The 25,200-nt window shown below is 60.6% G+C and carries 26 protein-coding genes and 1 tRNA gene; 6 read left to right on the top strand and 21 right to left on the bottom strand.

What is annotated here, in order from left to right; translation table 11 throughout:
* Window positions 1-98: 98 nt before the first annotated feature.
* The 4 genes from RTCIAT899_RS03730 to RTCIAT899_RS03715 form a co-directional block, all read right to left on the bottom strand.
* Window positions 99-521 carry an MAPEG family protein gene (locus tag RTCIAT899_RS03730; RefSeq protein ID WP_041677229.1) on the bottom strand — a complete coding sequence of 141 codons (423 nt, stop codon included), beginning with the start codon at window positions 519-521 and terminating at the stop codon, window positions 99-101.
* Window positions 522-563: 42 nt separating this feature from the next.
* On the bottom strand, window positions 564-1,136 hold the full coding sequence (locus tag RTCIAT899_RS03725; protein ID WP_015338891.1) for a hypothetical protein: 573 nt from the start codon (window positions 1,134-1,136) through the stop codon (window positions 564-566).
* A 125-nt stretch (window positions 1,137-1,261) separates the two neighbouring features.
* Window positions 1,262-2,746, bottom strand: a complete 1,485-nt coding sequence (gene guaB / locus RTCIAT899_RS03720) for an IMP dehydrogenase (RefSeq protein ID WP_015338890.1) — start codon at window positions 2,744-2,746, stop codon at window positions 1,262-1,264.
* A gap of 180 nt (window positions 2,747-2,926) precedes the next feature.
* The gene (locus RTCIAT899_RS03715) at window positions 2,927-3,799 is read right to left on the bottom strand and encodes an MBL fold metallo-hydrolase (RefSeq protein ID WP_015338889.1); all 873 of its coding nucleotides are present in this window, start codon (window positions 3,797-3,799) and stop codon (window positions 2,927-2,929) included.
* 444 nt (window positions 3,800-4,243) lie between these two features.
* On the opposite strand from RTCIAT899_RS03715, the gene RTCIAT899_RS03710 reads away from it, so the two are divergent.
* Window positions 4,244-5,674: an MFS transporter gene (locus RTCIAT899_RS03710; RefSeq protein WP_015338888.1), complete on the top strand. Its 1,431-nt coding sequence runs from the start codon at window positions 4,244-4,246 to the stop codon at window positions 5,672-5,674.
* 80 nt (window positions 5,675-5,754) lie between these two features.
* Here the strand turns inward: RTCIAT899_RS03710 and RTCIAT899_RS03705 are convergent, their stop codons facing one another.
* From RTCIAT899_RS03705 to RTCIAT899_RS03685, 5 genes are all read right to left on the bottom strand, one after another.
* Window positions 5,755-6,492, bottom strand: a complete 738-nt coding sequence (locus RTCIAT899_RS03705; RefSeq protein WP_015338887.1) for an RlmE family RNA methyltransferase — start codon at window positions 6,490-6,492, stop codon at window positions 5,755-5,757.
* Complete coding sequence (locus RTCIAT899_RS03700; RefSeq protein ID WP_041677227.1) at window positions 6,489-8,069, bottom strand: Ppx/GppA phosphatase family protein; 1,581 nt, start codon at window positions 8,067-8,069, stop codon at window positions 6,489-6,491. The genes RTCIAT899_RS03705 and RTCIAT899_RS03700 overlap by 4 nt, the downstream gene beginning before the upstream one ends.
* Window positions 8,070-8,215: 146 nt before the next feature.
* Window positions 8,216-9,019 (bottom strand): anti-sigma factor family protein, encoded by an 804-nt coding sequence (locus RTCIAT899_RS03695; RefSeq protein ID WP_184461857.1) that lies wholly within the window; start codon window positions 9,017-9,019, stop codon window positions 8,216-8,218.
* Window positions 9,012-9,656 (bottom strand): RNA polymerase sigma factor, encoded by a 645-nt coding sequence (locus RTCIAT899_RS03690; protein WP_041677226.1) that lies wholly within the window; start codon window positions 9,654-9,656, stop codon window positions 9,012-9,014. Before RTCIAT899_RS03690 ends, RTCIAT899_RS03695 begins: the two co-directional genes overlap by 8 nt.
* 62 nt (window positions 9,657-9,718) lie before the next feature.
* Entirely contained in the window at window positions 9,719-10,261 is a 543-nt protein-coding gene (locus RTCIAT899_RS03685; protein ID WP_015338883.1) for a tetratricopeptide repeat protein, read from the bottom strand.
* 197 nt (window positions 10,262-10,458) lie between these two features.
* Between RTCIAT899_RS03685 and RTCIAT899_RS03680 the strand changes: the two genes are divergently transcribed.
* From RTCIAT899_RS03680 to RTCIAT899_RS03670, 3 genes are all read left to right on the top strand, one after another.
* Complete coding sequence (locus tag RTCIAT899_RS03680; protein ID WP_015338882.1) at window positions 10,459-11,511, top strand: type III polyketide synthase; 1,053 nt, start codon at window positions 10,459-10,461, stop codon at window positions 11,509-11,511.
* Window positions 11,511-12,008, top strand: coding sequence for an isoprenylcysteine carboxyl methyltransferase family protein (locus RTCIAT899_RS03675; protein WP_015338881.1), 498 nt, complete (start codon window positions 11,511-11,513; stop codon window positions 12,006-12,008). Before RTCIAT899_RS03680 ends, RTCIAT899_RS03675 begins: the two co-directional genes overlap by 1 nt.
* Before the next feature lie 118 nt (window positions 12,009-12,126).
* Entirely contained in the window at window positions 12,127-13,374 is a 1,248-nt protein-coding gene (locus tag RTCIAT899_RS03670; protein ID WP_015338880.1) for an NAD(P)/FAD-dependent oxidoreductase, read from the top strand.
* Window positions 13,375-13,434: 60 nt separating this feature from the next.
* Here RTCIAT899_RS03670 and RTCIAT899_RS03665 read toward each other — a convergent pair whose 3' ends face one another.
* The 9 genes from RTCIAT899_RS03665 to RTCIAT899_RS03625 form a co-directional block, all read right to left on the bottom strand.
* Complete coding sequence (locus RTCIAT899_RS03665) at window positions 13,435-13,962, bottom strand: gluconokinase (RefSeq protein WP_015338879.1); 528 nt, start codon at window positions 13,960-13,962, stop codon at window positions 13,435-13,437.
* 170 nt (window positions 13,963-14,132) lie between these two features.
* Entirely contained in the window at window positions 14,133-15,086 is a 954-nt protein-coding gene (locus RTCIAT899_RS03660) for a peptide ABC transporter ATP-binding protein (protein ID WP_015338878.1), read from the bottom strand.
* Window positions 15,083-16,099, bottom strand: a complete 1,017-nt coding sequence (locus RTCIAT899_RS03655) for an ABC transporter ATP-binding protein (RefSeq protein ID WP_015338877.1) — start codon at window positions 16,097-16,099, stop codon at window positions 15,083-15,085. The genes RTCIAT899_RS03660 and RTCIAT899_RS03655 overlap by 4 nt, the downstream gene beginning before the upstream one ends.
* Window positions 16,099-17,007: an ABC transporter permease subunit gene (locus tag RTCIAT899_RS03650; protein WP_015338876.1), complete on the bottom strand. Its 909-nt coding sequence runs from the start codon at window positions 17,005-17,007 to the stop codon at window positions 16,099-16,101. Before RTCIAT899_RS03650 ends, RTCIAT899_RS03655 begins: the two co-directional genes overlap by 1 nt.
* Window positions 17,008-17,016: 9 nt before the next feature.
* Window positions 17,017-18,021, bottom strand: coding sequence for an ABC transporter permease subunit (locus RTCIAT899_RS03645; protein WP_015338875.1), 1,005 nt, complete (start codon window positions 18,019-18,021; stop codon window positions 17,017-17,019).
* An 89-nt stretch (window positions 18,022-18,110) separates the two neighbouring features.
* Window positions 18,111-19,706 carry an ABC transporter substrate-binding protein gene (locus tag RTCIAT899_RS03640; RefSeq protein ID WP_015338874.1) on the bottom strand — a complete coding sequence of 532 codons (1,596 nt, stop codon included), beginning with the start codon at window positions 19,704-19,706 and terminating at the stop codon, window positions 18,111-18,113.
* Window positions 19,707-20,047: 341 nt separating this feature from the next.
* On the bottom strand, window positions 20,048-20,536 hold the full coding sequence (gene rirA, locus RTCIAT899_RS03635; protein WP_015338873.1) for an iron-responsive transcriptional regulator RirA: 489 nt from the start codon (window positions 20,534-20,536) through the stop codon (window positions 20,048-20,050).
* A 155-nt stretch (window positions 20,537-20,691) separates the two neighbouring features.
* Complete coding sequence (locus tag RTCIAT899_RS03630) at window positions 20,692-21,039, bottom strand: VOC family protein (RefSeq protein ID WP_015338872.1); 348 nt, start codon at window positions 21,037-21,039, stop codon at window positions 20,692-20,694.
* 146 nt (window positions 21,040-21,185) lie between these two features.
* Window positions 21,186-22,682 carry a CoA-acylating methylmalonate-semialdehyde dehydrogenase gene (locus RTCIAT899_RS03625; RefSeq protein ID WP_015338871.1) on the bottom strand — a complete coding sequence of 499 codons (1,497 nt, stop codon included), beginning with the start codon at window positions 22,680-22,682 and terminating at the stop codon, window positions 21,186-21,188.
* 190 nt (window positions 22,683-22,872) lie between these two features.
* On the opposite strand from RTCIAT899_RS03625, the gene RTCIAT899_RS03620 reads away from it, so the two are divergent.
* Complete coding sequence (locus RTCIAT899_RS03620; protein ID WP_015338870.1) at window positions 22,873-23,754, top strand: LysR family transcriptional regulator; 882 nt, start codon at window positions 22,873-22,875, stop codon at window positions 23,752-23,754.
* A 40-nt stretch (window positions 23,755-23,794) separates the two neighbouring features.
* Here the strand turns inward: RTCIAT899_RS03620 and RTCIAT899_RS31830 are convergent, their stop codons facing one another.
* Window positions 23,795-24,001 (bottom strand): hypothetical protein, encoded by a 207-nt coding sequence (locus RTCIAT899_RS31830; protein WP_015338869.1) that lies wholly within the window; start codon window positions 23,999-24,001, stop codon window positions 23,795-23,797.
* A 183-nt stretch (window positions 24,002-24,184) separates the two neighbouring features.
* Here RTCIAT899_RS31830 and RTCIAT899_RS33740 point away from each other — a divergent pair, with 183 nt between their 5' ends.
* Complete coding sequence (locus tag RTCIAT899_RS33740; protein ID WP_015338868.1) at window positions 24,185-24,331, top strand: hypothetical protein; 147 nt, start codon at window positions 24,185-24,187, stop codon at window positions 24,329-24,331.
* Between the two features lie 52 nt (window positions 24,332-24,383).
* Here the strand turns inward: RTCIAT899_RS33740 and RTCIAT899_RS03615 are convergent.
* Together RTCIAT899_RS03615 and RTCIAT899_RS03610 are read right to left on the bottom strand one after the other, a co-directional pair.
* Window positions 24,384-24,460: transfer RNA gene (locus RTCIAT899_RS03615), tRNA-His, on the bottom strand.
* Window positions 24,461-24,677: 217 nt separating this feature from the next.
* On the bottom strand, window positions 24,678-25,124 hold the full coding sequence (locus RTCIAT899_RS03610; protein ID WP_015338867.1) for a phasin: 447 nt from the start codon (window positions 25,122-25,124) through the stop codon (window positions 24,678-24,680).
* Between the last annotated feature and the right edge of the window lie 76 nt (window positions 25,125-25,200).

Raw genomic sequence — 25,200 nt, 5'->3', positions numbered from 1 at the left:
CCCGCTGACAAGATAGGTCAACCGATGTCGGCGTAACGGTAAAGGAAAAACACAAACGCGTTACCGCAGGTTGCGGCTTGCGGCAATACCGGGCAGTCTCAGGAGAAGGCGAGCCAAATGCCAAGCCAGCCCCACATGCAGACCAGGGCTGCAAAGCCGAGAGCGAAGAGCGGACTGCGATAGCGCAGATCGTTGCTCGTCACATGCACGAAAGCATGAGCGTAGCGCGTGGCAACGAAGATCCAGGCGAGGATTACGGCCGGCAGATTATCCGCCTGAGCGGTGTAGAGGACGATACAGCCAACATGGAAGAGCAAGGGAAGCTCGAACTGATTGGCGAGGCTGTTTCGCACCACCAGGCTTTCCGCTGGTTCGTCGGCTGTGTGGTTTTCGCGGAATTGCGCTAGCTGAATGCGGCCGGCCTTCACCAGCGCGCGGCGGCGCCATCCGAGGAGTGCATAGAGGATGAAGACCAGTACCGCATGCGCCATCATGGGCCAGAATATTTCGTAGCCTGTCACGCCGCCAACTCCTTTGGAACTTCCGAAAACTGATAGGAACAATCAGGACGGCCGCGTGCCGTCCGGCGAGAGGTAGCGAAAAATCGCAAAGCGGGCCAGCAGAATAACCGTCACCACAAGCGTCAGGAATTTCAGCCTGACGATGATGGGCAACAGGCCCGCCAGCAGCGATACCGTCGCATCGGAGGGCGTTGCCGGCGGATAGAGCATCAGGCCGGCGATATTCTCGGCATAATCGACAAGTGTGTAGAAGATCGGCAGGCAGAAGATGACTGCGGTCGCGCCGGGTGGGATCGGCCGGCCGAAGAAAAAGCCGCCGGGGCCGACCAGCCGCATCAGGCAGAACAACAATCCACCCAGCACCAGCGGGAAGATCAGCTCAGGCCCGAGATACATCGAATGCAGGATCGCGGCCGGATCCGGATGATCCCTGAGATAGCGCAACATGGCGATGACGTCTTCGCTCTCATAGCCGCCGATACGCGCATCGAGCATCTGCTGGCCGGCTGCGGCATCGCTGAATGCCCTGACGAAGCCGGCCTGAATCCAGGCAAAAAGTGCGAGGGAAAGAGCCGCGAGGATCGCCGCCAGGCCCTCTACAGCGCCGCGTGTCATATATGACACGCAAAGGTCGCTGTAGCACTTTTAATCTGCTGCATAATTTTGTCCTTAAATCGATCACGATTTAAGGAATTATGCAGTAAGGACCTGGCGTTGTCCAAAGCGCGATCTGTCATCGATCAGCCGCCTGCGCCGGGATAATTCGGGCTTTCGCGGGTGATCGTGACGTCATGGGCATGGCTTTCGCGCAGGCCCGCGCCGGAGATGCGCACGAAGGTGGCGCGCTCCTGGAAATCCTTGAGATCGGCACCGCCGACATAGCCCATGGCTGCCTTGAGGCCGCCTGCGAGCTGATGCAGCACGCCGGAGACAGGGCCCTTGTAGGGAACCTGGCCTTCGATGCCTTCCGGCACGAGCTTCAGCGTGTCGCGGACCTCGGCCTGGAAGTAACGATCCGCCGAGCCACGTGCCATGGCACCGACAGAGCCCATGCCGCGATAGGCCTTGAAGGAGCGGCCCTGATACAGATAGACCTCGCCCGGGCTTTCATCCGTGCCGGCGAGCAGCGAACCGATCATGGCGGCGGATGCGCCGGCGGCGATCGCCTTTGCCAAGTCGCCGGAGAACTTGATGCCGCCATCGGCGATAATCGGGATGTTCTGATCCTGCGCAGCCTGCACCGCCGACATGATGGCGGCCAACTGCGGCACGCCGACGCCGGCGACGATACGGGTCGTGCAGATGGAACCGGGGCCGATACCGACCTTGACGGCATCCGCACCGGCATCGATCAGCGCGCGCGTGCCGTCATAGGTGGCGACGTTGCCGGCCATGATTCGGACGGAGTTTGACAGCTTCTTGACGCGAGTGACGGCATCGAGAACGCGCTGCGAGTGACCGTGTGCGGTATCGACGACCAGAAGGTCGACGCCGGCGTCGATCAGGCGCTCGGCGCGCTCATAGCCATCGTCGCCGACGCTGATGGCGGCTGCGGCACGAAGGCGGCCCTGGGCATCCTTCGAAGCATGCGGGTTCAGCTGTGACTTCTCGATATCCTTGACGGTGATCAGGCCGACGAGACGGCTGTCAGCGTCAACGACAAGTAGCTTTTCGATGCGGTGCGTGTGCAGCAGGCGTTTGGCTTCATGCTGCTGAACACCATCCTTGACCGTGACCAGATTTTCGCGGGTCATCAGCTCGTAGATCTTCTGCTCGGGATCGGAGGCGAAACGGACGTCGCGATTGGTGAGGATACCGACCAGACGATGCGACTTTTCGACGACCGGGATGCCGGAAATGCCGTGGGCCTTCATCAGGCTGAGCGCTTCGGCAAGTGTTGCGTCCGGACCGATGGTGACCGGATTGACGACCATGCCGCTTTCGAACTTCTTGACCTGGCGGACCTCTTCGGCCTGCTGCACCGGTGTCAGATTACGGTGGATAACGCCCATGCCGCCGGCCTGAGCCATGGCGATCGCAAGGCGGCTTTCCGTCACAGTGTCCATGGCGGCGGAGAGGATCGGGAGATTGAGCTCGATGTCCTGGGCGATGCGGGTGGCGATATTCGTCTGTCCCGGCATGACCTCGGAGTGTCCCGGCTGCAGGAGCACGTCGTCGAATGTCAGAGCATCCAACCCGGTTGACGTTTCAATGATGCGTGCCATGGCCAATTCCTTCGTCTGTGAAAAACAGGAAAGCCCGGAACGAATCGTCTACCGGGCGATCTTGCAAGTGTTGCTTGGAAGTTGGCGAGGGCTGGTAACACGTCTATGACAGGAAGGGAATAGCAAAAAGTACCCAGCAGACATGCCGGGCACGCAGGCTTCTTCTCAGACCGTCAATCCTCATACATCGAACTGGTAGCTCTTCGGCACATAGCGAAAACCTTCCGGCTGCTTTTCGACGAAGCCAACAGCAGGGAAAGGCATGTGAAAACCGAGGAAAGGGATGCGGTCGGCGGCGATCATGTCGAAGATGCGGCGGCGGGTCTTGGCCGCCTGCGGCTTGTCCAGATCGAAACGCACTTCCCAGTCCGGACGGCCGAGCGACAGGACGTAATGGTTGGCGGTGTCGCCGGTCATGACGAGCTGCCTGCCGCCGGATTCCAGGTGGAAAACGAGATGGCCAGGGGTGTGGCCGGGCGCCAGCATGGCGGTCATGCCGCTGACGATCTGGTCGCCATCCCCAAGGAAGGTCATCTTTTCGGCGAAGGGCACGACATTGGCGAGGACGGCCTTATGGCCGCCTTCCGCCGGTGTTCCCTCACGCGCCCTGTCGGTCCAGAACCCGTATTCGATCTCACCGGCGACATAGCGAGCGTTCGGAAAGGCCGGACCATCCTCTTCCATCAATCCGTTGATATGATCGCCGTGCAGATGCGTGAGTGCGACAACGGTGACCTGCTCCGGCGTGTAGCCGGCGGCCTTCAGCCCCTCGCGAAAACGGCCCAGGCCACGCGCGCGTCCGGCTGCACCAAAGCCGGTATCGACGACGATCACGTCGGAACCGGTATCAATGATGGCGGGCGCATAGCTGTTCACGAGCTTTTCCGTCGGCAGGAAATTCTGCTCCAGCAGCTTGCGAACGGTATCGGGGGCCTGGTTCGAGCCAAAGGTCTCCCAGGGATTATCCATGATGCTGGCGCCGTCCTTGACGACGGTGATGGTGCAGGATCCCAATTTGAACTGATGCGTATCCGGGGGCAGGACGGCCGTCATGATCTTACTCCTTATGCTGATGCGCGACGTAAGCTGCGCCTATCGACGTCGTCGGCAGCAACGGCCCTGGAACACATGCCGCTTGACCGAAAATTGGTCATGACAAGACGATCCGAATCCGCTAATACACCGAACGATGTTTTATGCGTTTAGCATTTACATGCTCTTAGCATATGTCAAACCCTGTGTTCAGCGCCAGCGACGGCGGCCGTCACGAAGACGTGATCCCCAAGCATTCATGGAGCAAGATCCGGGATTGGCAGCGGCCTCGCATAGGACTACAGAGCAACTGATTGCACTACAGCGCTGCGCGTCGCATGTAACGCGCAAAGGCGGCTGCAGCACCTTCAATCTGCTGCATAATTCCTTAAATCGATTCCGATTTAAGGAATTATGCAGTGGGCGACAGCCTTACCGCAGACAGACCTATCGAGGCGGATGCCTATGAATCGCATCGTTCCATTGATCCTCGCCGTCGCACTCTTCATGGAACAGATGGATTCCACCGTCATCGCGACAGCGCTGCCGGCCATCGCCAACGATCTCCATGTCGGCCCGATCACGCTCAAGCTGGCCCTGACCTCCTACATGGTGTCGCTGGCCGTCTTCATCCCGATCAGCGGCTGGATGGCGGATCGCTTCGGCGCGAAGAACATCTTCCGTGTTGCCATCTGCGTCTTCGTCATCGGTTCCATCATGTGCGCCTTTTCGGGCGGCCTGCTGGAATTCGTCTTCGCCCGCTTCCTGCAGGGCGTCGGCGGCTCGATGATGACTCCGGTCGGGCGCCTCGTGCTGGTGCGCACCACGCAGAAAAGCGACCTGGTTTCCGCCATGGCGCTGCTTTCCATCCCCGCGCTCGTCGGGCCGCTTGCCGGTCCTCCGCTCGGCGGTTTCATCACCACCTATGCCTCCTGGCACTGGATCTTCCTGATAAACGTTCCCGTCGGCATCCTCGGCGTGATCTTGGCGTCAATCTTCCTGCCTGAGGTGGAAGCGACCAAGCCGCCGAAGCTCGATGTCATCGGTTTCCTTTTGACGTCCTTTGCCGCCTCCGGGGTCGTCTTCGGCATGTCCGTCATCAGCCTGCCGGCGCTGCCGCCCTATATCGGCATCTCGGCTGTTATCATTGGCTTTGTCTGCGGCTTCCTCTATATCGGCCATGCGCGCCGACACCCGGCGCCGATCCTCGATCTCACGCTGCTGAAGAACGCCACCTTCCGCGCCTCGGTGACGGGCGGCACGCTGTTCCGCATCTGCATCGGCGCCATGCCGTTCCTGACGCCGCTGATGCTGCAGCTCGGCTTCGGCCTTAATCCGTTCCAGTCCGGTCTCATCACCTTTGCCGGCGCGATCGGTGCGATCTCTACCAAGTTCATCGCACGCCGCGTCTTCACCGCCGTCGGCTTCAAAACGGCGCTGCTTTCGGCTGCTGCCGTTACGACAGTCACAACGATCTGCACCGGTCTTTTCCAGCCGTGGACGCCGCACCTCATCATCGTCGGCATCCTGCTGATCGGCGGCTTCTCGCGCTCGTTCTTCTTCACCGGCATCAATGCGCTCGCCTTCGCCGATATAACCGACAAGCAGGCAAGTCAGGCGACGTCGATGAGCTCGGTCATGCAGCAAATCAGCCTGGCGCTCGGCGTTGCCGTCGCCGCCATGATCCTGGAAGCCTCGACCTTCTTCAGCGGCACGCAGCTGCAGGTTCGCGATTTCCATATCGCGTTCTTCTGCATTTCAATCCTGACCGTCGTTGCCACCATCCCATTCATCCGGATGGATCGCAGCGCAGGGGCCATGGTTTCCGGCCACAAGGCCGGCCTCAAGCGTGTCGCAGCGCTGCAGCCACAGGTGGAGCAGACAGCCGCAAAGTGATGGTCCAGCCCTCATTACGCTTCAGCCAAACGGCAGCGCAATGAGGGTTTCGTCAGTTTAGCGATCGAGGATCGCCGGATTTAGCGGTCGGCGGCAGATTGCTCTTCTTCCGTCTGGCCTTCGGGCTTCCGGCCCTTGAAGCCCTTCGCCAGCAGGAACATTTCCACCGACTCGGCTCTGGATGCGCCGGGCTTTACATGGACGACCTGACGGAAATTCTGCTTGAGGAAGGTCAGCAGGTCTCGCTCCGTGCCGCCCTGGAAGGTCTTGGCGAGGAAATGCCCGCCTTCGGCCAGCACCTCGACGGCGAAATGGGCTGCCACTTCGCAGAGGTGCATCGTGCGCAGGTGATCGGTCCGGTGATGACCGGTCGTCGGCGCGGCCATATCCGACAGCACCAGATCGGGCGTACCTCCGACCGCATCGATCAACCGCTGCGGCGCATCCGGCTCCAGAAAGTCGAGCTGCAGGATGCTGACGCCGGGGATCGGCGCCATTTCGAGGAAGTCGATCGCGGCGACGCGGATATCCTCCTCGGTCGAATCGGTCACCTTGGCGGCGATCTGCGACCAGCTGCCGGGAGCGGCACCCAGGTCGATGATGCGGCGAGCACCCTTGAGTATCTGATGCTTCTCGTCGATCTCCAGCAGCTTGAAGGCGGCGCGGGCACGGTAACCTTCAAGCTGGGCGCGCTGCACATAGGGATCGTTGATATGGCGCTGCAGCCATTGGCGCGACGAAGCCTTCAGCTTCTTTTTCTTGACGCGCTGGCCGAGCTTGCGGCCCGTGCGGTTGCCGGCGATGGTTGGCTTGGTCACGTCTGCGGCCCCTTCATATCCCTCGGTCGATGACCCCGGCGCAAGCGGCCCCGCCGCCAAACGCCATCGTCTGCCATCATGTCGGTCAGCAATCCCTCGCGCAGGCCGCGATCGGCAACGCGCATGCGCGGGCTCGGCCAGCGGCGGCGGATCGCCTCCAGAATGGCGCAGCCTGCCAGCACCAGATCGGCGCGATCCGGCCCGATGCAGGGATTGGCGGCGCGGCCGGCAAAATCCCAGGACAAGAGCTTCGCCTGCATCGCGCTCACCTCGTCATCCGACAGCCAGACACCGTCGACCCTGCGCCGATCGTAGCGCGGCAGATCGAGGTGAACGCCGGCAAGCGTCGTTACCGTGCCCGAAGTCCCGATCAGGTGGAAGTCGCCGCTGTCGCGTGCTGCGCCATGTACCGGCGGGCAATCGAAACGCTCGAGCATGCGCTGGACTTCGCACACCATCGTCTCGAACAGCTCAGGCGTCACGTCGCGACCGCCATGCCGCTCGGAGAGCGTGACGACACCGACGGGCAGCGAGGTCCAATGGGTGATGTGATTGGCCAGCCGGCTGGATCGATTCTCGCCGATACGGATGACGGCAATTTCGGAGGAGCCGCCGCCGATATCGAACAGCACGACGGAGCGCGCCTCCGGTCCCACCAGCGAGGAGCACCCGGAAACGGCAAGCCGCGCCTCGGTCTCGCGATCAATGATTTCGAGCTGCAATCCGGTCTCTTCGGTCACGCGCGCAAGGAATGCCTCGCCGTTGTCGGCGGCGCGGCAGGCCTCGGTCGCGATCAGCCGCATGCGCCGGATTTCGCGCGTCTTCAGCTTGGCCGCGCAGATGCGCAGCGCCTCCACTGCGCGATCCATGGCATCGCTCGACAGACGTCCGCTGGCACCGAGCCCCTCACCGAGGCGCACGATGCGCGAAAAGGCATCGACCACCCGGAACTGGCCGGGGCGGGTCGGCTGCGCGATCAGCAGGCGGCAATTGTTGGTGCCGAGGTCGAGGGCCGCATAGAGGTCGAGTGGCCGGGAATCGGCGTCGGCATAGTGGTGATGTTGGCCCTGCCCTTCACGGCGCGGCGGCGATTGCCTGATCTGGCGATGCTCGTCATGGGCCACTGGCGCATGCGCGTTCGAAGGCGCATTGGCAGGAGCGACGATCTGCGCCACTTTCTCATGCACCAGAGGCCGGCCCTGCAGGCCACGCTTGCTGCGATGCTTGCGCCGGTTCTTGCCGCTTTTATGCGAAGACGGATGGCCATGATCCGGCGAGGCACGATGCTCAGCCGGTGCCGAAAGCTGCTGTGTCTGGGAAGCAGGCTGCGCACCACCTTGGGCTGCGCGCGCACGGCGCCGGCGCTTGCGCTTTTTGGCCGGTAAGCCGGCCTCATCCTCTGCTGGGCGTTGCGCCACCTGGCTGGACTTGCCTGCCTGGGCGGCCTCCGCAGAATGAGCGTTCGGACGGCCGTGACCGCGCTTACGCTTCGCGCGCCGGGAGGATTTACCCTTCCTGCGCTCTGCTGCCGACGCCCCGTCTGCCTGCGGCGCTAGGCCGCTGTCGGGGTCACTCACGTATCTTTTCCACCGCGCCGCGCAAGGCCCCTGAAGGTATGCTGCTGGCGCTCGTTCGATTTTCGTTGGGCAAAGAATACCAGCAGGATGGGTTTTCGCCAAATTCTTTTTGAATCACGCCATTTTAGTCGCGCGCCAAACAGCCCTCAGGCGACCAGATGCGCCCTGACATCAGCCGCAAGTTGCTCCATCCGGTCGATCGGCGCATGGCCGATCAGCATGAAGGCGTGGGTGGCGCTCGACCAATAGACGACATTCATGCCCTTGCGATTTTCCATGTCCGGCGCCGCCGCACCCTTGGCGGATCGGACGATGCAGAGCGCCATGGGACCGCTTTCAGGATCGAGATAGGCGATCTGAGCCAGCGGCTTGCTGTCATAATTCAGGATCTGAGCACGCTTGAACTCGACACCCGGCATGGCGACGGCTTCGGGCGCCAGCGACAGATTCAATTTGGCACCGACTTCATTCAATTGCGCAACCTGTTGCGCATGATCACCGGCCGGAGCGCTCAGCGTATCCGCCGTATAGAGCGAGAGATATTCCGCCACTACGGCACGCCATTCCGTATCTTCATCCGGTTTCGAAAGCCGGTGGCCGATGCCGATCACGGCACGGTCGACGGCAATGGCAGCGACGAAACTTGCGGCGACAGCCGCAAGGAAACCGCGACGGCCGATGCCGGCAGTGCTGGCTTTGCTCTCCTCTCTCGAGGGAATGCCGGCAAGCATGGCATCCAGCCTCGCAGCCGGAGCCTCGGCAAGTATCGGCTGGAATGCCTCTGCGAAGGGCAAGGTGCTGCGCGACAGAAAATCGAATCGCTCCGCCACGCGCTCATCGTCGGCGATCAATCGTTCGATCCGCTCGCGCTCGGAGACATTCAGCTCACCATCGATGAAGGCGGTGAGCTGCTCGTCCGAGGGCATCTGTCCTTTATGCAATTCACTCATTTCCATTCCCCAGTCGCTCACCTCCGGACGATTTTCCGTCAGCCGCCATTCCCATGCCCTCGGCGAGTTTCGCCCGCGCCGCCGCCAGCCGGCTCATGACCGTCCCGATCGGCACATCAAGAACGTCAGCCACCTCGCGATAGGAAAGCCCTTCGACATAGGCCAGGAACACCGCAGTGCGCTGAGCCTCCGGCAGAGCCTGAACGCGCTGCAACACCTGCCCAGCCAAAATGTGCGTTTCGGTTTCCCGAGCACCGTCGAAAACCAGCGTCTCGTCGGCATCGACAAAGCCCTGCCCCATGCGCACGCGGCGCGAGCGGACCTCGTTCAGCCAGATCGAATGCAGGATGGCAAAGAGCCAGCGATCGAGCCGCGTACCCGATGTGAACTGAGCCGCTCGCTCCAGAGCCCTGACGCAGGTCGCCTGCACGAGATCGTCGGCCACGTCGCGCTGACGCGACAGCACCACACCATAGCGCCACAGCCGCGTCAGATGCTGGGACAGTCCCGCCCTGATATCCTCTTCGCTCGCTATGACATCCTCCGCCACTTTCGCATGCCCGGGAGCCGCCGATCTTTTTGGCGGCTCCGTTGCCGTCAGACTATAAGCGGAAATTGCGCCACGAGCGACTGGCATCACTCCCATATCCCTCGCAAAGCTCCCTGCTTCTCGTCTTTATCCCCGGCGCTGACCTGCGATCACAAGCTGGACGGATTCATGATCGCGGCGTGGAGATCGCGATATTCCTCACAGCTCGTGTTGCCGCAGAGCGTCTTGATCGTGCTCAGCTGATCCTTGGCGAGGTCCATCTGGCCCTTGATGACGTAGGCTTCGCCGAGATATTCACGAACTAGCGTGTACTTCGGATCCATGGCGACGGACTTCTGGTAATAGGAAATGCCTTCGTCCGTGCGGCCGAGCTTGCGGGTAACATAGCCGCGATAGTTCAGCGCTTCCGCCGTATTCGGATTCTTCATCGTGTCGAGAACCGCCAGTGCTTCCTCGTAGCGATGATCCTTCTTGGCGAGCGAGTAGGCATAATCCGCGCGGTTTTCGTCCGTGACGTTGGCGCCCTGCTGCTTGACGCACTTCTTCGTTTTCTGGTCGTAGATCTCGCCCTTCTTGCAGGTCGGCGTCGTGCTGGAATCGTCGCCGGCAGCAAAGACCGGGATGGCGAAAGCGCCGAGGGTCAGGCTTGCGCCGAGAGCGATGGAAGCCAGGCGAATTGCTTTGGTCGTCATGGAATGTCTCCTTGGCAAAATGAACGTTGCGAGGGGAGAACACACCATCGGCATCTTTTATTCGGACGATGCGCAAAATTTTTTCGGCGCATCCCAAGCCGGGACGTCGTCACTCTTTCGTGACTGCTACGGCATCGAATAGACCACCCTCACCACGTGTTTTCATCCCACGCCCCTCAAGGGCGCAGGAGAAACTCGTGACCGATACCGTCAAACTTCTAAGCGTCGCTACCGCAACGCCCGACAACATCATCCTTCAGACCGACGCAGCCGAGACCGCGGGCCGTCTGTTCTCGAGCCGCTTTCAAGATTTCAAATATCTCGCCCGCGTGTTCGAAAGCACCGGCATCCGCAAGCGCCATGTGGCGCGGCCGCTTTCCTGGTTCGAAGAACCACATGGCTGGCAGGACCGCATGGCCGCCTATACCGAGGTGGCCTCGGAGCTTTTCCGCCGGACGGCGACTGCAGCGCTGCAACGCGCCGGTCTTGAGGCCCGGCATGTGGATTGCGTTGTTACAGTCTCCTCCACCGGACTTGCGACGCCGAGCCTCGACGCGCGGCTGGCCGGCTTGATGGGCTTCCGCAGCGATATCGAGCGCGTGCCGGTCTTCGGGCTCGGCTGTGCAGCCGGCGTATCCGGTCTTGCGGTCGCAACGAAGATGGCACGAAGCCGGCCAAGCGCCGTTGTTCTTTTTATCTCGATCGAACTCTGCTCCCTTGCCTTTCGGCTGGACGAGTTGACACGGCCCAACATCATTGCCACGGCACTGTTCGGCGATGGAGCAGCGGCCTGCGTGCTGCGGGCCGGCGAAGGCGGAATTGCAGAGATCGAATCGACGGGCGAACATCTTTTCCCCGACAGCCTCGGCATCATGGGCTGGAAGATCGATGACACCGGCTTCGGCATCATCCTCGAACAATCACTGCCGGTCTTTGCCGAGACGCATCTCAAGAGCGCCGTTGCCGGCATTCTGGAGCGATCCCGGCTTTTGATCTCCGATATCGACCGCTTCATCTGTCATCCGGGCGGCGCCAAGGTATTGGCGGCTCTCGAAAGCGCGCTCGGCCTTGAAGAAGGCTCGCTCGAAATCGAACGCGAGGTGATCCGCGACTACGGCAACATGTCCTCGCCCACGATACTGTTCGTGCTGGAGCGCGCCATTGCGGCCGGCTTGCCGGAGCGTTCCGCCCTGCTTGCCATGGGGCCAGGATTTTCGGCAAGCTGTATTACCCTGAGGAGAGTCGCCTGATGCTGTGGCCGTCGATCGCGCTTCTGGCCTTCGTGACGCTGCAGCGGCTGGCGGAGCTTATCTATGCCAGGCGCAATACCGCAGCGCTCCTTGACCGCGGCGCTCGGGAATATGCGCCGGAGCACTATCCCTTCATGGTGGCGATGCACGCAGCTTGGCTGATCGGATTGTGGTTGCTCGCCATCGGCCGGCCTGTCGATCTCGTCTGGTTCCTGCTCTTCATGGTACTGCAGGGACTGCGCCTCTGGGTACTGGCGACACTGAGGGATCGTTGGACGACGCGCATCATCATATTGCCCCGCGCGGCGCTGGTGACCAAAGGACCCTATCGCTTCCTCAGCCATCCGAACTATGCCGTCGTCGTCGGCGAGATCGCTGTCTTGCCGCTTGCCTTCGGCATGCCGCTTTACGCCGCGATCTTTTCGCTGCTCAACGGCATCATTCTTGCGATCCGCATCCGCGCCGAAAACGCCTGCCTGAGACAGAGTACGGCCTGACCGCATTTTTCAATTGCGCCGACGAAATTTGGCAGGCATTTTCGATGCTTAGAGCGCGGTCCAGGCTATGAGCAAGGACTGGGCGAGAATGCAAAGAGCATGCGGATAGCAGGATAAGATGACAAAGGACGCAATCGTTCTCGGTGCGGGCATCGTCGGCGTTTCGACGGCAATCCATCTGCAGCGGCGAGGACGGCAAGTCGTCCTAGTCGATCGTCAGCCACCAGGCCAGGGAACATCCTTCGGCAATGCCGGCCTCATTCAGCGCGAGGGCGTGGTGCCTTATGGCTTCCCGCAGCAATTCGGCCTGCTGCTGCGCTATGCCTTCAACAATCGCATCGACGCGCATTACCATCTGCGCGCTCTGCCGGCGCAGATCGCCTTTCTCGCCCGCTATTGGTGGAACTCCAATACCAAGCGCCACGAGATGATTTCGCGTGCCTATGCGCCGCTGATCGAACATTCCGTCAGCGAGCACAACGATCTCATCGAAGCCTCGCATGCCGAAGAGCTCATTCGTAAAAACGGCTGGGTGGAGCTGTTCCGTTCGAACGAGAAGCGCGACGCCGAGTTTGCAGAAGCGGTGCGTCTCAACCGCGAATTCGGGATCGGCTACGACGCTTTGAGCGGTGCGGAGATCACAACCATGGAGCCGCATCTCAGAGGCAATTTTTCCGGTGCCCTGCGCTGGCGTGATCCCTGGTCGGTGCTTGACCCGCACGGGCTGACATCAGCCTATCGCCGATATTTCGAAAGCATTGGCGGGCGTGTGACGACGGGAGATGCCGTCTCGCTCGGAATGGCCGGCTCGGCCTGGAGAATGGTGACGGCGGAAGGGTCGATCGAGGCGGAGGACGTCGTCGTCGCACTCGGCCCCTGGGCCGATATCGTCACGAAACGCTTCGGCTATGCCTTCCCGCTCGGCGTCAAGCGCGGCTATCACATGCATTACGCCACTGAGGGCGACGCCATCCTCAACAACTGGACGCTGGATGCCGAGCGCGGCTATCTTCTGGCGCCGATGAGCCGGGGCATCCGGCTGACGACCGGCGCCGAATTCGCCCTGCGCGATGCTCCCAAGACACCGGTCCAGCTCGACCGTGCCGAGGCCGTCGCGCGCACCACCTTCCCGCTCGGCGAACGGCTCGATCCGGAACCCTGGATGGGAGCACGGCCCTGCACGCCCGACATGATGCCGATCATCGGCAAGGCGCCGCGCCATAACGGCCTATGGTTCGCCTTCGGGCATGCCCATCACGGCCTCACGCTCGGGCCTGTGACCGGCCGAGTGCTTGCCGAACTCATCACCGGCGAGAAGCCGTTCATCGATATTTCGGCTTACGCTCCGGGCCGGTTTGCGCCCTGAACCGCTCTATCTCACGCAATTCCGCACGGAAAGCCGCTACGCACTTTTCCTGGAATTGCTTTAGAGGATTGCCCGGAGGCTTTTGACAGACGCATCGACGATCTCTTCGATCGTGGCGTCGATGTCGACGGTGACGACACCGGGCTCGCCCGTCGGTACTTCCAGCGTCTGCAATTGGCTTTCGAGCAGCGAGGTCGGCATGAAATGCCCCTTGCGCTCGCCCATGCGCTTCGTCAGCAGCTCTTTGGAGCCTTCGAGATAGATGAAATAGAGGTGACCGCCGGCGGATGCCCGCAGGCGCTCGCGATAGACGTGCTTCAGCGCCGAGCAGGTCACGGCAACGCCTTCGCCTTTCGCAAGGCTTGCCGATATTTCCTGGCCGATCTTTTCGAGCCAAGGCCAGCGATCCTCATCCGTCAGCGGAATGCCCTTGCTCATCTTCTCGACATTGGCTGCCGGATGGAGAGCATCGCCTTCGATGAAGTGGATGCCGAGCCGGGCCGCTACACCCTCACCGATCGAGGATTTGCCACTGCCGCTCACACCCATGACGATGATGGCGAGGGGTGTCTTGGATGTTTCACTCATGTTGTCTTCTGCCTTGAATGACGGATGCCAATGATCGTCAGGCGGGTCTGGCGTCGACGCATCCGATTGCCTGGCCCCTCACCCTAGCCCTCTCCCCGTAAACGGGGCGAGGGATCGACGGAGCAAGCCAATCGGCGGCAAAGCGACATCTGCCCGACTCACAACTTGGATCAATCCAGCGGAAAGAAACAGGAAAATTTATGCGTTCCGTCGCCCACCAGTTCCGGTTCGACCTGCCGGCACTTGTCCTGGGCACGCCAGCAGCGCGGATTGAAATGGCATCCCTTCGGCGGGTTGAGCGGTGACGGCAATTCACCCTGCAGGCGGATGCGGTTCTTTTCGCGATCCGGATCGGCGATCGGCGTCGCCGACAGAAGGGCGGCGGTATAGGGATGGCGCGGCCGGTTGAAGACCTCGTCCGCCGTGCCGGTTTCCACCGGACGTCCGAGATACATAACCATCACGTCGTCTGCGATGTGACGGACGACGGAAAGGCCATGCGAGATAAAAAGGTAGGCAAGGCCCATCTCCTTCTGCAGATCCATCAGCAAGTTCAGGACCTGCGCCTGGATCGACAGATCGAGTGCGGACACCGGCTCATCGAGCACCAGCACCTTCGGCCGCAGCATCAGGGCACGCGCGATGGCGATGCGCTGGCGCTGGCCGCCCGAGAACATATGCGGGTAACGATCATAGTGTTCCGGACGCAGACCGACACGCGCCATCATCTCCTCCACCTTGCGGCGTCGGGTGGCGGCATCATCATCCGTGTTGATCTTCAGCGGCTCTTCCAGGATGGAGCCGACCTTCTGGCGCGGGTTCAGCGAGCCATAAGGGTTCTGAAACACGATCTGCACGGCACTACGCAGGCTGCGGTCGCCGAGCCTGGCGGGCTTGCCGTCGATCAGCAATTCGCCGGCCGTCGGATTTTCGATCATCGTCACGAGGCGAGCGAGCGTCGACTTACCGCAGCCGGATTCGCCGACGACAGCGAGCGTGCGGCCCGACTGCAGGCTGAAGCTGACGCCGTTCAGCGCCTTGACCGTCGCTTCCGGTTTGAAGGTGCCGCGCTTGACGGTGTAGAAGCGGGCGAGATCGCGCCCTTCGAGAACAGCGCCGGTCATGCGGCACCTCCTGCTTTTTGCGTGGCGACAATGCCGGGGTGGCCGAGTGGCTTGCCATGTTGCAGCGGATAATTGCATAAGGCTACGCCCAGCTCAGGCCCCTGGCGCCTCACGCCCTTGTCGCATTCCGGCGTTGCAAAGGAGCAGCGTGGCGCAAAGAGACAGCCCGTCGGTCGATCGTGCTGACCGGGAACGACGCCGGCAATCGACGGCAGACGCTCGCCGACTTCGGCGCGCTCCGGCAGAGCCGAAAGAAGGGCTGCCGTATAGGGATGGTGCGGATCGCGGAACAGTTCCTTGACCGGCTGCTCCTCGACCTTCTGGCCGGCATATTGCACCTGTACGCGCTCTGCCGTTTCGGCGACGACGCCCATGTCATGCGTGATGAGCACGAGCGCCATGCCCTGCTCCCGCTGAAGGCGCACGAGTAGGTCGAGGATCTGCGCCTGTATCGTCACGTCGAGTGCGGTCGTGGGCTCATCGGCAATCAGAAGCTTCGGATTGCAGGCGAGCGCCATGGCGATCATGACGCGCTGGCTCATGCCACCGGACATCTGATGCGGGAAGTTCGACAGGCGATCCGCAGGGGCTGGAATGCCGACGAGATTCAAGAGTTCGATCGAGCGTTCGCGGCGAGCCTTGCGGTCAAGGCCCATATGGATGCGGAGCGTCTCGCCGAGCTGGAAGCCGACCGTGAAGCACGGGTTGAGGCTCGACATCGGCTCCTGGAAGATCATCGCCATGTCCTTGCCGATGATCTTGCGGCGCTGACGCGAGGAGATACCGCGAAGATCCTTGCCATCGAACATCATGCGGTCGGCGGTGATCTTCGCCGTCCAGGGCAGAAGGCCCATCATGGCAAGCATGGATACGGATTTGCCGGAACCGGATTCGCCGACGATCGAGAGGATTTCTCCTTTGTCGCACGTCAGCGAGACGCCATCGACGGCCCGGAACAAGCCGGACGAGGTCTGGAATTCAACGGAGAGGTTTTCAATATCGAGAAGTGCCATTACGACCTCTTTAGCTTCGGGTCGAACGCATCGCGCAGGCCGTCGCCCATCAGATTGATGGCGAGCACCGTGATCAGGATGCAGAGACCGGGGAAAGTAACGAGCCAAGGGTTGCTCTGGAAGAATTCGCGGGAGTCGGCGAGCATCGTGCCCCATTCCGGCGTCGGCGGCTGGGCGCCTTGACCGAGAAAGCCGAGAGCGGCCGCATCGAGAATGGCCGACGAGAAGGCGAGCGTCGCCTGCACGATCAGCGGACCGAGACAATTCGGCAGGATCGTCTTGAACATCAGCCGCAGCGGACCGGCGCCGGCAACGCGCGAGGCGATAACATATTCCTTGTCGCGCTCGGCCATGACGGAGGCGCGCGTCAGGCGAACAAAGTGCGGTTGGTTGACAATGGAGATCGCGATCATCGCATTGGTCAGGCCCGGCCCAAGGATTGCCACCAGCACCAGGGCGAGCAGCAACGAGGGGACAGCGAGAATGATATCCATGATGCGCATGATGATCGTATCGACACGGCCACGCACATAGCCGGCGACGAGACCGATCAGGATGCCGGCGAGTGCTGAAAGCGAGGCAACGACGAGGCCGATGAACAGCGAGAAGCGTGTGCCATAGATGAGGCGCGACAGGAGATCGCGGCCATTGGCATCGGTGCCAAGTAGGAAGCTGCTGTTGCCGCCCTCCGCCCAGGCGGGCGGCAGGCGCTGCATGTCGCTGCCATAGGCCACATCGGGATTATGCGGCGCTACGAGACCGGCGAAAATCGCCAGAAACAGGACGAAAAGGAAGATCGCAAGGCCGATGACGGCGCCCTTGTTGCGAGAGAAATAATACCAGAACTCCGCAAGAGCGGAAGGACGGTCGGATTTGACACTAACCGTTTTGACGCTAACCGTGCTCATGGGCCGCTCCTAGTGACGAATGCGTGGATTGACGAAGCCGTAGAGCAGGTCGACAGCAAGATTGACGAGCATGACGATGCCGGCGATCAGCAACAGACCGCCCTGCACCACCGGATAATCGCGCTTGAAGACCGCATCGATCATCCATTTGCCGATACCCGGCCAGGAGAAGATGCTTTCCGTCAGGATGGCGCCGCCGAGCAGCACGCCGACCTGCAGGCCGATCGTGGTGACGACGGGGATCATCGCATTTCGCAATGCGTGCACGGAAACGACGCGCAGCGGCGAGAGGCCCTTGGAGCGGGCCGTACGTACATAATCCTCGCCGAGCACTTCGAGCATCGCCGAGCGCGTCTGGCGGGCGATGACGGCGAGCGGGATCGTGCCAAGCACGATGGTCGGCAGGATCAGCGAATTGAAAGCGGACCAGAAGGCGCCCTTCTGGCCGGACAGCAGGCTGTCGATCAGCATGAAGCCGGTGATCGGCTTGAAGAAATAGATGAGCCCGATGCGGCCCGAAACCGGCGTCCAGTGCAAATAACCGTTGAAGACGATGATCAGCAGCAGGCCCCACCAGAAGATCGGCATGGAATAGCCGACGAGGGCGACGCCCATGACGCTCTGGTCAAACCATGTGCCGCGCTTTACGGCAGCGAAAACGCCGGCCGGTATGCCAAGACAGATCGCGAGGATCATGGCACAGATCGACAGCTCGAGCGTGGCGGGGAAGAAGGTCAAAAAGTCGGTCAGCACGTCACGCTTTGTCGTGATCGAGGTGCCGAGATCGCCATGAAGGGCATTCCAGATATATCGGCCGTACTGCACGACCATCGGCTGGTCGTAGCCGAGATCGTGCGAGATCTGCGCATGACGTTCCGGCGACATGACGCGTTCGCCCGACAGCAGCATGACAGGATCGCCGGGAAGCAGGCGGATGAAAGAGAAGGCGACGATCGATACGCCGAGGAATGTCGGGATCAGCACCGCTAGCCGGCTGAAAAGAAATCGCAACATGGCAGATGTCCAAATTTTTCCGGCGGTCAGACAGAGTGTCTGACCGCCGGATCGCCCGGTCCTAGCCGGGCATTCTCACAGATTTTTCGTTATTCGGCGATATCGACGCCGTCGAAGCGGTGAATACCGAGCGGATCCTGGAAGTAGCCCGTGACATTCTTTGTCATCGGCATGAAGACTTCCGAGTGATCGATCGTCATCCACGGTGCTTCGCGCTTGAAGACGACCTGAGCCTCTTCGTAGAGCTTGGTGCGCTCCTTGACGTCAGCCGTCTGCTTGGCCTTCTTCACCAGACCGTCGAATTCCTTGTTGCACCACTGCGCGCGGTTGTTGCCGCCAACGGCATCGCAGCCGAGCAGTGTGTCAAGGAAGTTGTCCGGGTCGCCGTTGTCGCCGGTCCAGCCGAGGATGGCCGCGCCATCGCGGTCCTTAGCGGAGGAGAGCTTCAGGTACTGCGCCCAGTCATAGGTGACGATCTCGACCTTGACGCCGATCTTCGCAAGGTCCGCCTGCATGAGTTCGGCAGCGCGGCGGGCGTTCAGCATGTACGGGCGCGACACCGGCATCGCCCAGATCTTCATGCTGAGATCCTTGACGCCGGCCTTTTCGAGCAGCTTCTTGGCTTCTTCCGGATTGAACGCGTCGTCCTTGACGTCCTTGTTGTAGGACCACATGGTCGGCGGGATCGGGTTGGTCGCAACCTTGGCCGAGCCCTGGAAAACGGCGTCGACGATCGCCTGCTTGTTGACGGCCATGTTGATGGCCTTGCGTACTTCGACCTTGTCGAACGGGGCAACCAGCGTGTTGTATGCAAGGTAGGAAACGTTCAGGCCTGCCTGATCGAGAACCTTGAGGTTCTTGTCGGCCTTCAGATCCTTGATATCGGCCGCATTCGGATACGGCATGATGTTGCATTCGCCGGACTTCAGCTTCTGTGCGCGAACGGAGGCGTCCGGCGTGATCGCGAAGACGAGATCGTCGATCTTTTCCTTGCCCTTGAAGTAGGTTTCGTTCGCCTTGTAGCGGATGACGGCATCCGGCTGATAGGCGACGAAGGTGAATGCGCCAGTGCCGAGCGGCTGCTGGTTCAGCTGCTCCATCTTCTTGTCGGCCTGCAGCTTGTCGGCATATTCCTTCGACAGGATCGAGGCAAAGTCCATAGCGAGGTCGGCGAGGAAAGGAGCTTCCGGGCGGTCAAGGACGAACTTGACGGTGAGATCGTCAACCTTGTCGATCGACTTGATGAGCTTCGGGAAGCCCATGCCATCGGCGTATTCGTAGGTACCGCCGGCGACATACTTCGCCCAGGGGCTGTCCGTGCCGAGCTGGCGGCTGATCGAGAAGATCACGTCATCGGCGTTGAGGTCGCGCGTCGGCGTAAAGAAATCGGTGGTCTGGAACTTGACGCCCTTGCGGAGCTTGAAGGTGTATTCCTTGCCGTCCGGAGACACGGTCCAGCTTTCGGCAAGGCCCGGCTCGATTTCGGTGCTGCCATGCTTGAATTCGACAAGGCGGCTATAGACCGTGCGCGACGAGGCGTCGAAAGTATTGCCCCCGGTGTAGAGACCCGGGTCAAAACCTTCCGGCGAGCTTTCCGAGCAATAGACAAGCGTTTTTGACCAGGCGGACGTCGCCATGACCGAAGCCAAGGCTGTCACTGCCAGCAGGACAGAAATCTTTTTCATGATATCGTTTCCCAGATTGTTATTCTTTTGAAGCCGTGGACACCACCAGAGGTTCCCATCCGGATCGCGCCGATGGAACTTTATTTTAAGTTTGAAAGCAACAAGCGCCGCCTAAAATTTTTCCAATTTCTAGAGTTTGGAAATTTTTGAACGAAAAAACCTCTGGATTGGTAATTTTCTGGCAAAAATTTGCACGCTTTTAGCAGATTCAGAACGATTTGCCGTTTTCCTCTTTCAATCCGCGAACCGCCTATTGCCCGGATAGGAGGCAATACAAGCGAAAATCCGCAGCTACCGGCGGTAACTGCGGACTGAAACATGTTCGAATTTCAGGGGACTGATCAGGCGGCCGGGGCTGCAACCACCGGCTTCTTCGCAATCGCCTTATGATCCTTGTCGGTAAGGCCGAGGAGGAAGTTGATCTGCGGGCGGGCCTTGACGAGGTCGTCGATGGAATATTCGGTCAGAACGTCGAAGAAAGCATTGAGCGCCTTGCGCAACGCCGAGTTGAGACCGCAACTATCGACCAGCGGGCATTCCACCACGCCATCCTCGAAGCATTCCGCCATGGCGAAACTGTCTTCGGTAACACGGACGACATCGAACAGACTGATATCGGTCGCCGGCTTGCCAAGGCGCACGCCGCCATTGCGGCCACGCACCGTTTCGACAAGGCCAGCCTTGGTCAACGGCTGCAGAATCTTGAAGAGAAACAGCTCAGATACGCTGTATGCCCTGGCGATTTCCGGAATTCGGCTCAGATGGCCTTCATTAGCGGCGCAATACATCAGCATGCGCACTGCGTAATTGGTCTGCTTGGTCAAACGCATGCCGATCTCCTGGAATCGAGGCTGCTTAGGGGCTGGCCCCGTATATAGTGGCTTTCTTAGTTTTGAACAATTCCAAAATATGAAATTCATATTCAGCTTATTTAGAAAGCCGGCCATCCAGCCCATGCCGATCTCCAACCGGCCATGTCCGAAACTTAGGGCACGGAAATCCAGACCGCCATTTCGCAGCCGCCCGGTTCGCGGAAATGGAACCGACGACCGCCCGGAAAATCGAAAGCCGGGCGGGTGATGACGCCGCCGGCGAATTCGACGGCACGCTGAGCAGCTTCCAAATCGGTGGTGCGCACGACGGGCAAAGGCGTGCCGGCCGCCTCCCCCGCGTCCCCGTCTATGCCGGCATCTATTCCGGCCGCCTCGATGACATGGTAAGTCGGTCCATAGCTGACAAAACTCCAGTCAAAGGCTTCCTCGAAGAAGCGGCGGGTCTTCAGGCCGTCTTTCGACGGAAATTCGAGATAATCGATCTGATAGGTCACGGCCATCGCGCGGCCCTCCCGTTGTTCTTGTTTTGTTCTAAATGAAAACAGCGGCAATGACAAGATGACTCCATCGAAAACAAACGCAATAAAAAAGCCGCCGTCCGAAAAAATTCCGGACGGCGGCCGATGGAAGCCAATGATTGCGATGCTTATTTCATCGTCGGCATGACGAATTCGGCGCCATCCTTGATACCGGACGGCCAGCGGGCGGTGATCGTCTTCGTGCGCGTCCAGAACTTGATGGAGTCCGTGCCGTGCTGGTTGAGGTCACCGAAGCTCGAAGCCTTCCAGCCGCCGAAAGAGTGGTAGGCAAGCGGAACCGGGATCGGGACGTTGATGCCGATCATGCCGATATTGATGCGCGAGGCGAAATCGCGGGCCGCATCGCCGTCGCGCGTATAGATGGCGACACCGTTGCCGTATTCATGCTTCATCGGCAGTTCGAGGGCTTCCTCGTAGTTCTTGGCGCGAACGACCGAGAGGACCGGCCCGAAGATCTCGGTCTTGTAGATGTCCATGTCCGGCTTGACGTGGTCGAACAGCGTCCCGCCGACGAAGTAACCGTCTTCATAACCCTGCAGCTTGAAACCGCGGCCATCGACGACCAGCTTGGCACCTTCTTCGACGCCACGGTCGATCAGGCCGTTGACGCGGTTATAGGCATCCTTGGTGACGAGCGGGCCCATGTCGGCCTTCTCATCGGTATAGGGGCCGATGCGCAGGGATTCGATCTTCGGAACCAGCTTCTCGACAAGACGGTTGGCCGTCTCCTCGCCGACCGGAACCGCGACCGATACCGCCATGCACCGCTCGCCGGCCGAGCCGTAGCCGGCGCCCATCAGGGCATTGACGGCCTGGTCCATATCGGCGTCGGGCATGATGATCATGTGGTTCTTGGCGCCGCCGAAGCACTGGGCGCGCTTGCCGTTCATCGCAGCCGTGCCATAGACGTAGCGGGCGATCGGCGTGGAGCCGACGAAGGAGACGGCAGCGATATCCGGATCGGTCAGGATGGCATCAACGGCAGCCTTGTCGCCATTGACCACGTTGAGGATGCCTGCCGGCAGGCCGGCTTCGATCATGAGTTCGGCAAGGCGGATCGGCAAGGACGGATCGCGCTCTGACGGCTTGAGGATGAAGGCGTTGCCGCACGCGATCGCCGGCGCGAACATCCACATCGGGATCATGCCTGGGAAGTTGAACGGCGTGATGCCGGCGCCGACACCGACCGGCTGGCGGATGGAGTACATGTCGATCGCCGGGCCGGCGCCTTCGGTGAACTCACCCTTCTGCAGATGCGGAATGCCGCAGACAAATTCGCAGACTTCGAGACCGCGGATGATATCGCCCTTGGAATCCTCGACCGTCTTGCCGTGCTCCGAAGAGAGCAGGGTCGCCAGTTCGTCCATGTTCTGGTTCAGAAGCTCGACGAACTTGAAGAAAACGCGGGCGCGGCGCTGCGGGTTGGTGGCGGCCCATTTCGGCTGCGCAGCCTTGGCATTTTCGACGGCTGCGCGCAGTTCGTCGACGCTTGCGAGCGCGACGGTTGCCTGCACTTCGCCGGTTGCCGGATTATAGACGTTGCTCGTGCGTCCGCTCGTGCCGGCGACGTGCTTGCCGCCGATGAAATGACCGATCTCACGCATGGATGTGCCTCCTCGTTTTCTTGGATGCTGACAGGATGGCACTTCAATTTGCACAAATCAATGAGCTGTTATAAGCAACCGTTGTGCAAAAATTAAAGTCCGAAAGCATGTCGCGCAAAAGTGTATAGCGGTTTTTGCGATAACGACATGCGCGAGACCAAAGGCTGAACGCGCAAAAGGATGTGTGCTGATGGATTGGGATGACGTCCGCATGTTTCTGGCTGTGGCGCGCACAGGCCAGATCCTGGCCGCCTCGAAACGGCTGGGCGTCAACCACGCCACCCTCTCCCGCCGCGTGACGACGCTGGAGGAACGGCTGAAGACGCGGCTGCTCGTGCGCCGCACCAATGGCTGCGACCTGACGGCGGAAGGAGAGATCTTCCTTCACGCGGCAGAGCGCATGGAAACGGAGATGCTGCGCGCGCAGGCAAGCGTCGGTCACCTCGATAGCGCGATCACAGGCACGGTTCGTATCGGCGCGCCCGACGGCTTCGGGGTCTCCTTCCTCGCGCCACGGCTCGGGCGGCTGATCGCCCGCTATCCGGAGCTGCGCATTCAGCTCGTGCCCGTTCCCCGCTCCTTCTCGCTGTCGCAGCGCGAGGCCGATATCGCCATCACACTGGAACGGCCGGAGCAAGGACGCTTGGTCTCATCGAAACTGACGGATTACACGCTCGGGCTCTATGCTTCGAAAGCCTATCTCGAGCAGGCAGGATTGCCCGACAGCGTCGAGGCGCTGAAGCTGCATCCGCGCGTCGGCTATGTCGAAGACCTGATCTTTACGGCATCGCTCAATTTTTCCGGCGAGATCATGCGCAGCTGGGACGCCTCCTTCGAGATCTCCACAGCCATCGGCCAGACGGAAGCAGTGCGTTCCGGCGCAGGCGTCGGCATTCTACATGATTATATCGCAAGGCAGTTTCCGGAGCTGACTCGCATTCTGCCTGATATCTCCATCAAGCGTGCCTACTGGACGACCTATCATGAAAGCGCTCGCGATCTCGTGCGTGTGCGCACTGTTGCGGACTTTTTGCAGGAGTTGGTCAGCGAGGAGCGGCGGATCTTCCTGTGAAATCATGCTGATCGATGCACCTCCGGCTCGGAGGCAATGGTCACGGCATCAAGCTGCACCACCATGATGGCGCATGCGGCGGTTGAGCCTCCGCATGCTTCGGCGGCTCCTCGTTCTCGTCGGGGTTGGGCACGGGAGCTTCATCCGGCAACCTGTCCGGCTCCGGCTCTCCAATCGGCGGCTTCGGCGCCCAGCCTGGCTCCGGCATCGGAGGCGTATCGGGAATAGGCTCGTTCGGTACAGACATGCCCGCTCCTTTCGTCTGCTTGCCGATATGGACACAACGATGAGCGATGCCGACGGTTCCAAGTTAATTTGGGCATGCGGGCAGCGTTTGCGATAGAGGCGCGGTCGCCACCCTCATGCCTTGCTGCTGGACAAAGGCCGGGTGAAGCCTAGTATTTTCGCGGAGAGACCAGGAGCCAGAACGATGAGCGACAAAAAGCAGCAGAAACTGGACGAGAAAGAACACAAGGAACAGGACGATTATCTGGAGGAAGCGCTGGAAGAGACTTTTCCGGCAAGCGATCCGATATCGCCCGGCCACGTTTCGAAGAAGCCTGAAGACAAGAAGTAGGCCAGCAAGGCCAAAGGCGTCGGCATCTTCTACGAACGAACCGGGGAGAAAATGGTACGGTTGGGGGGTCTCGAACCTCCGACCTCAGGTGCCACAAACCTGCGCTCTAACCAACTGAGCTACAACCGCACTTGCTCGCGTCGCCGCGAACGGGGGTGACATACGAGGACTTTGAAATTATTTCAAGTCCTATCTCCCCGCAATATGAAAAAGCTTTGCAGATATCCAAATGATGATGCGCGGCCAGATACCGGCCAGGCCGGCTTCTGCTGCAAATGAAAAGTCCCGCCCCAGGCTTTCACCTGGGAACGGGACATTCGTGCCTTGGGAGGCTTGCCGGAAATAATCAGGCCTTGAAGGAGGCCATTGCCTTTTCAGCGGCGTCCTTGGCGGGCTTTGCCAGCTTTTCAGCAACCTTCTTGGTGGTGTCCTGAATGGATTTGGCCTGCTCGACGGTAACTTCGGCCTGCTTGCGGATGAAAGCGGTCTGAAGTTCGAAGAGTTCCGCCGCTGACTTGACGCGAAGCAGGGCTTCCATGTGAGCCAGCGAGCTTTCAGCATTGGTGCGCAGAACGTCGATAGCCTTGAGGCCGATTTCTACGGAACCAGCCTGTGCAGTCTGAACGGTTGCTTCAACCGTCTTGCCTGCCTCTTCGGTGGCGGCCTTCAGCTTTGCAAAGGCTTCCTTGGACTGGGCAGCGCCCTTTTCCGCGAAGTCGCGGAAGGATTCGGAGAACTTGGACGGGTCGAATGCCGCCGTTGAAAAAACGTCGTCTTTCTTTACAGTAGCCATGATTATGCTCCTAAAAGGGCCTTCCTGAGAGGCCCGCCGTGAACCTGTGTGAGGAGTATATAATATAAATTATTGT

This window comes from Rhizobium tropici CIAT 899 (assembly GCF_000330885.1).
In the GTDB taxonomy this organism is placed as follows: Bacteria; Pseudomonadota; Alphaproteobacteria; order Rhizobiales; family Rhizobiaceae; genus Rhizobium; species Rhizobium tropici.
The sequence above is the reverse complement of the archived record's forward strand: the minus strand, read 5'-3'. Positions and strand labels throughout refer to the sequence as shown.

Bases quoted from the DNA above. Each gene is read 5' to 3' on its own strand.
- RTCIAT899_RS03725 (WP_015338891.1), bottom strand. From the start codon at position 1,136: ATGACACGCGGCGCTGTAGAGGGCCTGGCGGCGATCCTCGCGGCTCTT.
- guaB (WP_015338890.1), bottom strand. From the start codon at position 2,746: ATGGCACGCATCATTGAAACGTCAACCGGGTTGGATGCTCTGACATTC.
- RTCIAT899_RS03715 (WP_015338889.1), bottom strand. From the start codon at position 3,799: ATGACGGCCGTCCTGCCCCCGGATACGCATCAGTTCAAATTGGGATCC.
- RTCIAT899_RS03710 (WP_015338888.1), top strand. From the start codon at position 4,244: ATGAATCGCATCGTTCCATTGATCCTCGCCGTCGCACTCTTCATGGAA.
- RTCIAT899_RS03695 (WP_184461857.1), bottom strand. From the start codon at position 9,019: ATGAGTGAATTGCATAAAGGACAGATGCCCTCGGACGAGCAGCTCACC.
- RTCIAT899_RS03690 (WP_041677226.1), bottom strand. From the start codon at position 9,656: ATGCCAGTCGCTCGTGGCGCAATTTCCGCTTATAGTCTGACGGCAACG.
- RTCIAT899_RS03685 (WP_015338883.1), bottom strand. From the start codon at position 10,261: ATGACGACCAAAGCAATTCGCCTGGCTTCCATCGCTCTCGGCGCAAGC.
- RTCIAT899_RS03675 (WP_015338881.1), top strand. From the start codon at position 11,511: ATGCTGTGGCCGTCGATCGCGCTTCTGGCCTTCGTGACGCTGCAGCGG.
- RTCIAT899_RS03670 (WP_015338880.1), top strand. From the start codon at position 12,127: ATGACAAAGGACGCAATCGTTCTCGGTGCGGGCATCGTCGGCGTTTCG.
- RTCIAT899_RS03665 (WP_015338879.1), bottom strand. From the start codon at position 13,962: ATGAGTGAAACATCCAAGACACCCCTCGCCATCATCGTCATGGGTGTG.
- RTCIAT899_RS03660 (WP_015338878.1), bottom strand. From the start codon at position 15,086: ATGACCGGCGCTGTTCTCGAAGGGCGCGATCTCGCCCGCTTCTACACC.
- RTCIAT899_RS03655 (WP_015338877.1), bottom strand. From the start codon at position 16,099: ATGGCACTTCTCGATATTGAAAACCTCTCCGTTGAATTCCAGACCTCG.
- RTCIAT899_RS03650 (WP_015338876.1), bottom strand. From the start codon at position 17,007: ATGAGCACGGTTAGCGTCAAAACGGTTAGTGTCAAATCCGACCGTCCT.
- RTCIAT899_RS03645 (WP_015338875.1), bottom strand. From the start codon at position 18,021: ATGTTGCGATTTCTTTTCAGCCGGCTAGCGGTGCTGATCCCGACATTC.
- RTCIAT899_RS03640 (WP_015338874.1), bottom strand. From the start codon at position 19,706: ATGAAAAAGATTTCTGTCCTGCTGGCAGTGACAGCCTTGGCTTCGGTC.
- rirA (WP_015338873.1), bottom strand. From the start codon at position 20,536: ATGCGTTTGACCAAGCAGACCAATTACGCAGTGCGCATGCTGATGTAT.
- RTCIAT899_RS03630 (WP_015338872.1), bottom strand. From the start codon at position 21,039: ATGGCCGTGACCTATCAGATCGATTATCTCGAATTTCCGTCGAAAGAC.
- RTCIAT899_RS03625 (WP_015338871.1), bottom strand. From the start codon at position 22,682: ATGCGTGAGATCGGTCATTTCATCGGCGGCAAGCACGTCGCCGGCACG.
- RTCIAT899_RS03620 (WP_015338870.1), top strand. From the start codon at position 22,873: ATGGATTGGGATGACGTCCGCATGTTTCTGGCTGTGGCGCGCACAGGC.
- RTCIAT899_RS31830 (WP_015338869.1), bottom strand. From the start codon at position 24,001: ATGTCTGTACCGAACGAGCCTATTCCCGATACGCCTCCGATGCCGGAG.
- RTCIAT899_RS33740 (WP_015338868.1), top strand. From the start codon at position 24,185: ATGAGCGACAAAAAGCAGCAGAAACTGGACGAGAAAGAACACAAGGAA.
- RTCIAT899_RS03610 (WP_015338867.1), bottom strand. From the start codon at position 25,124: ATGGCTACTGTAAAGAAAGACGACGTTTTTTCAACGGCGGCATTCGAC.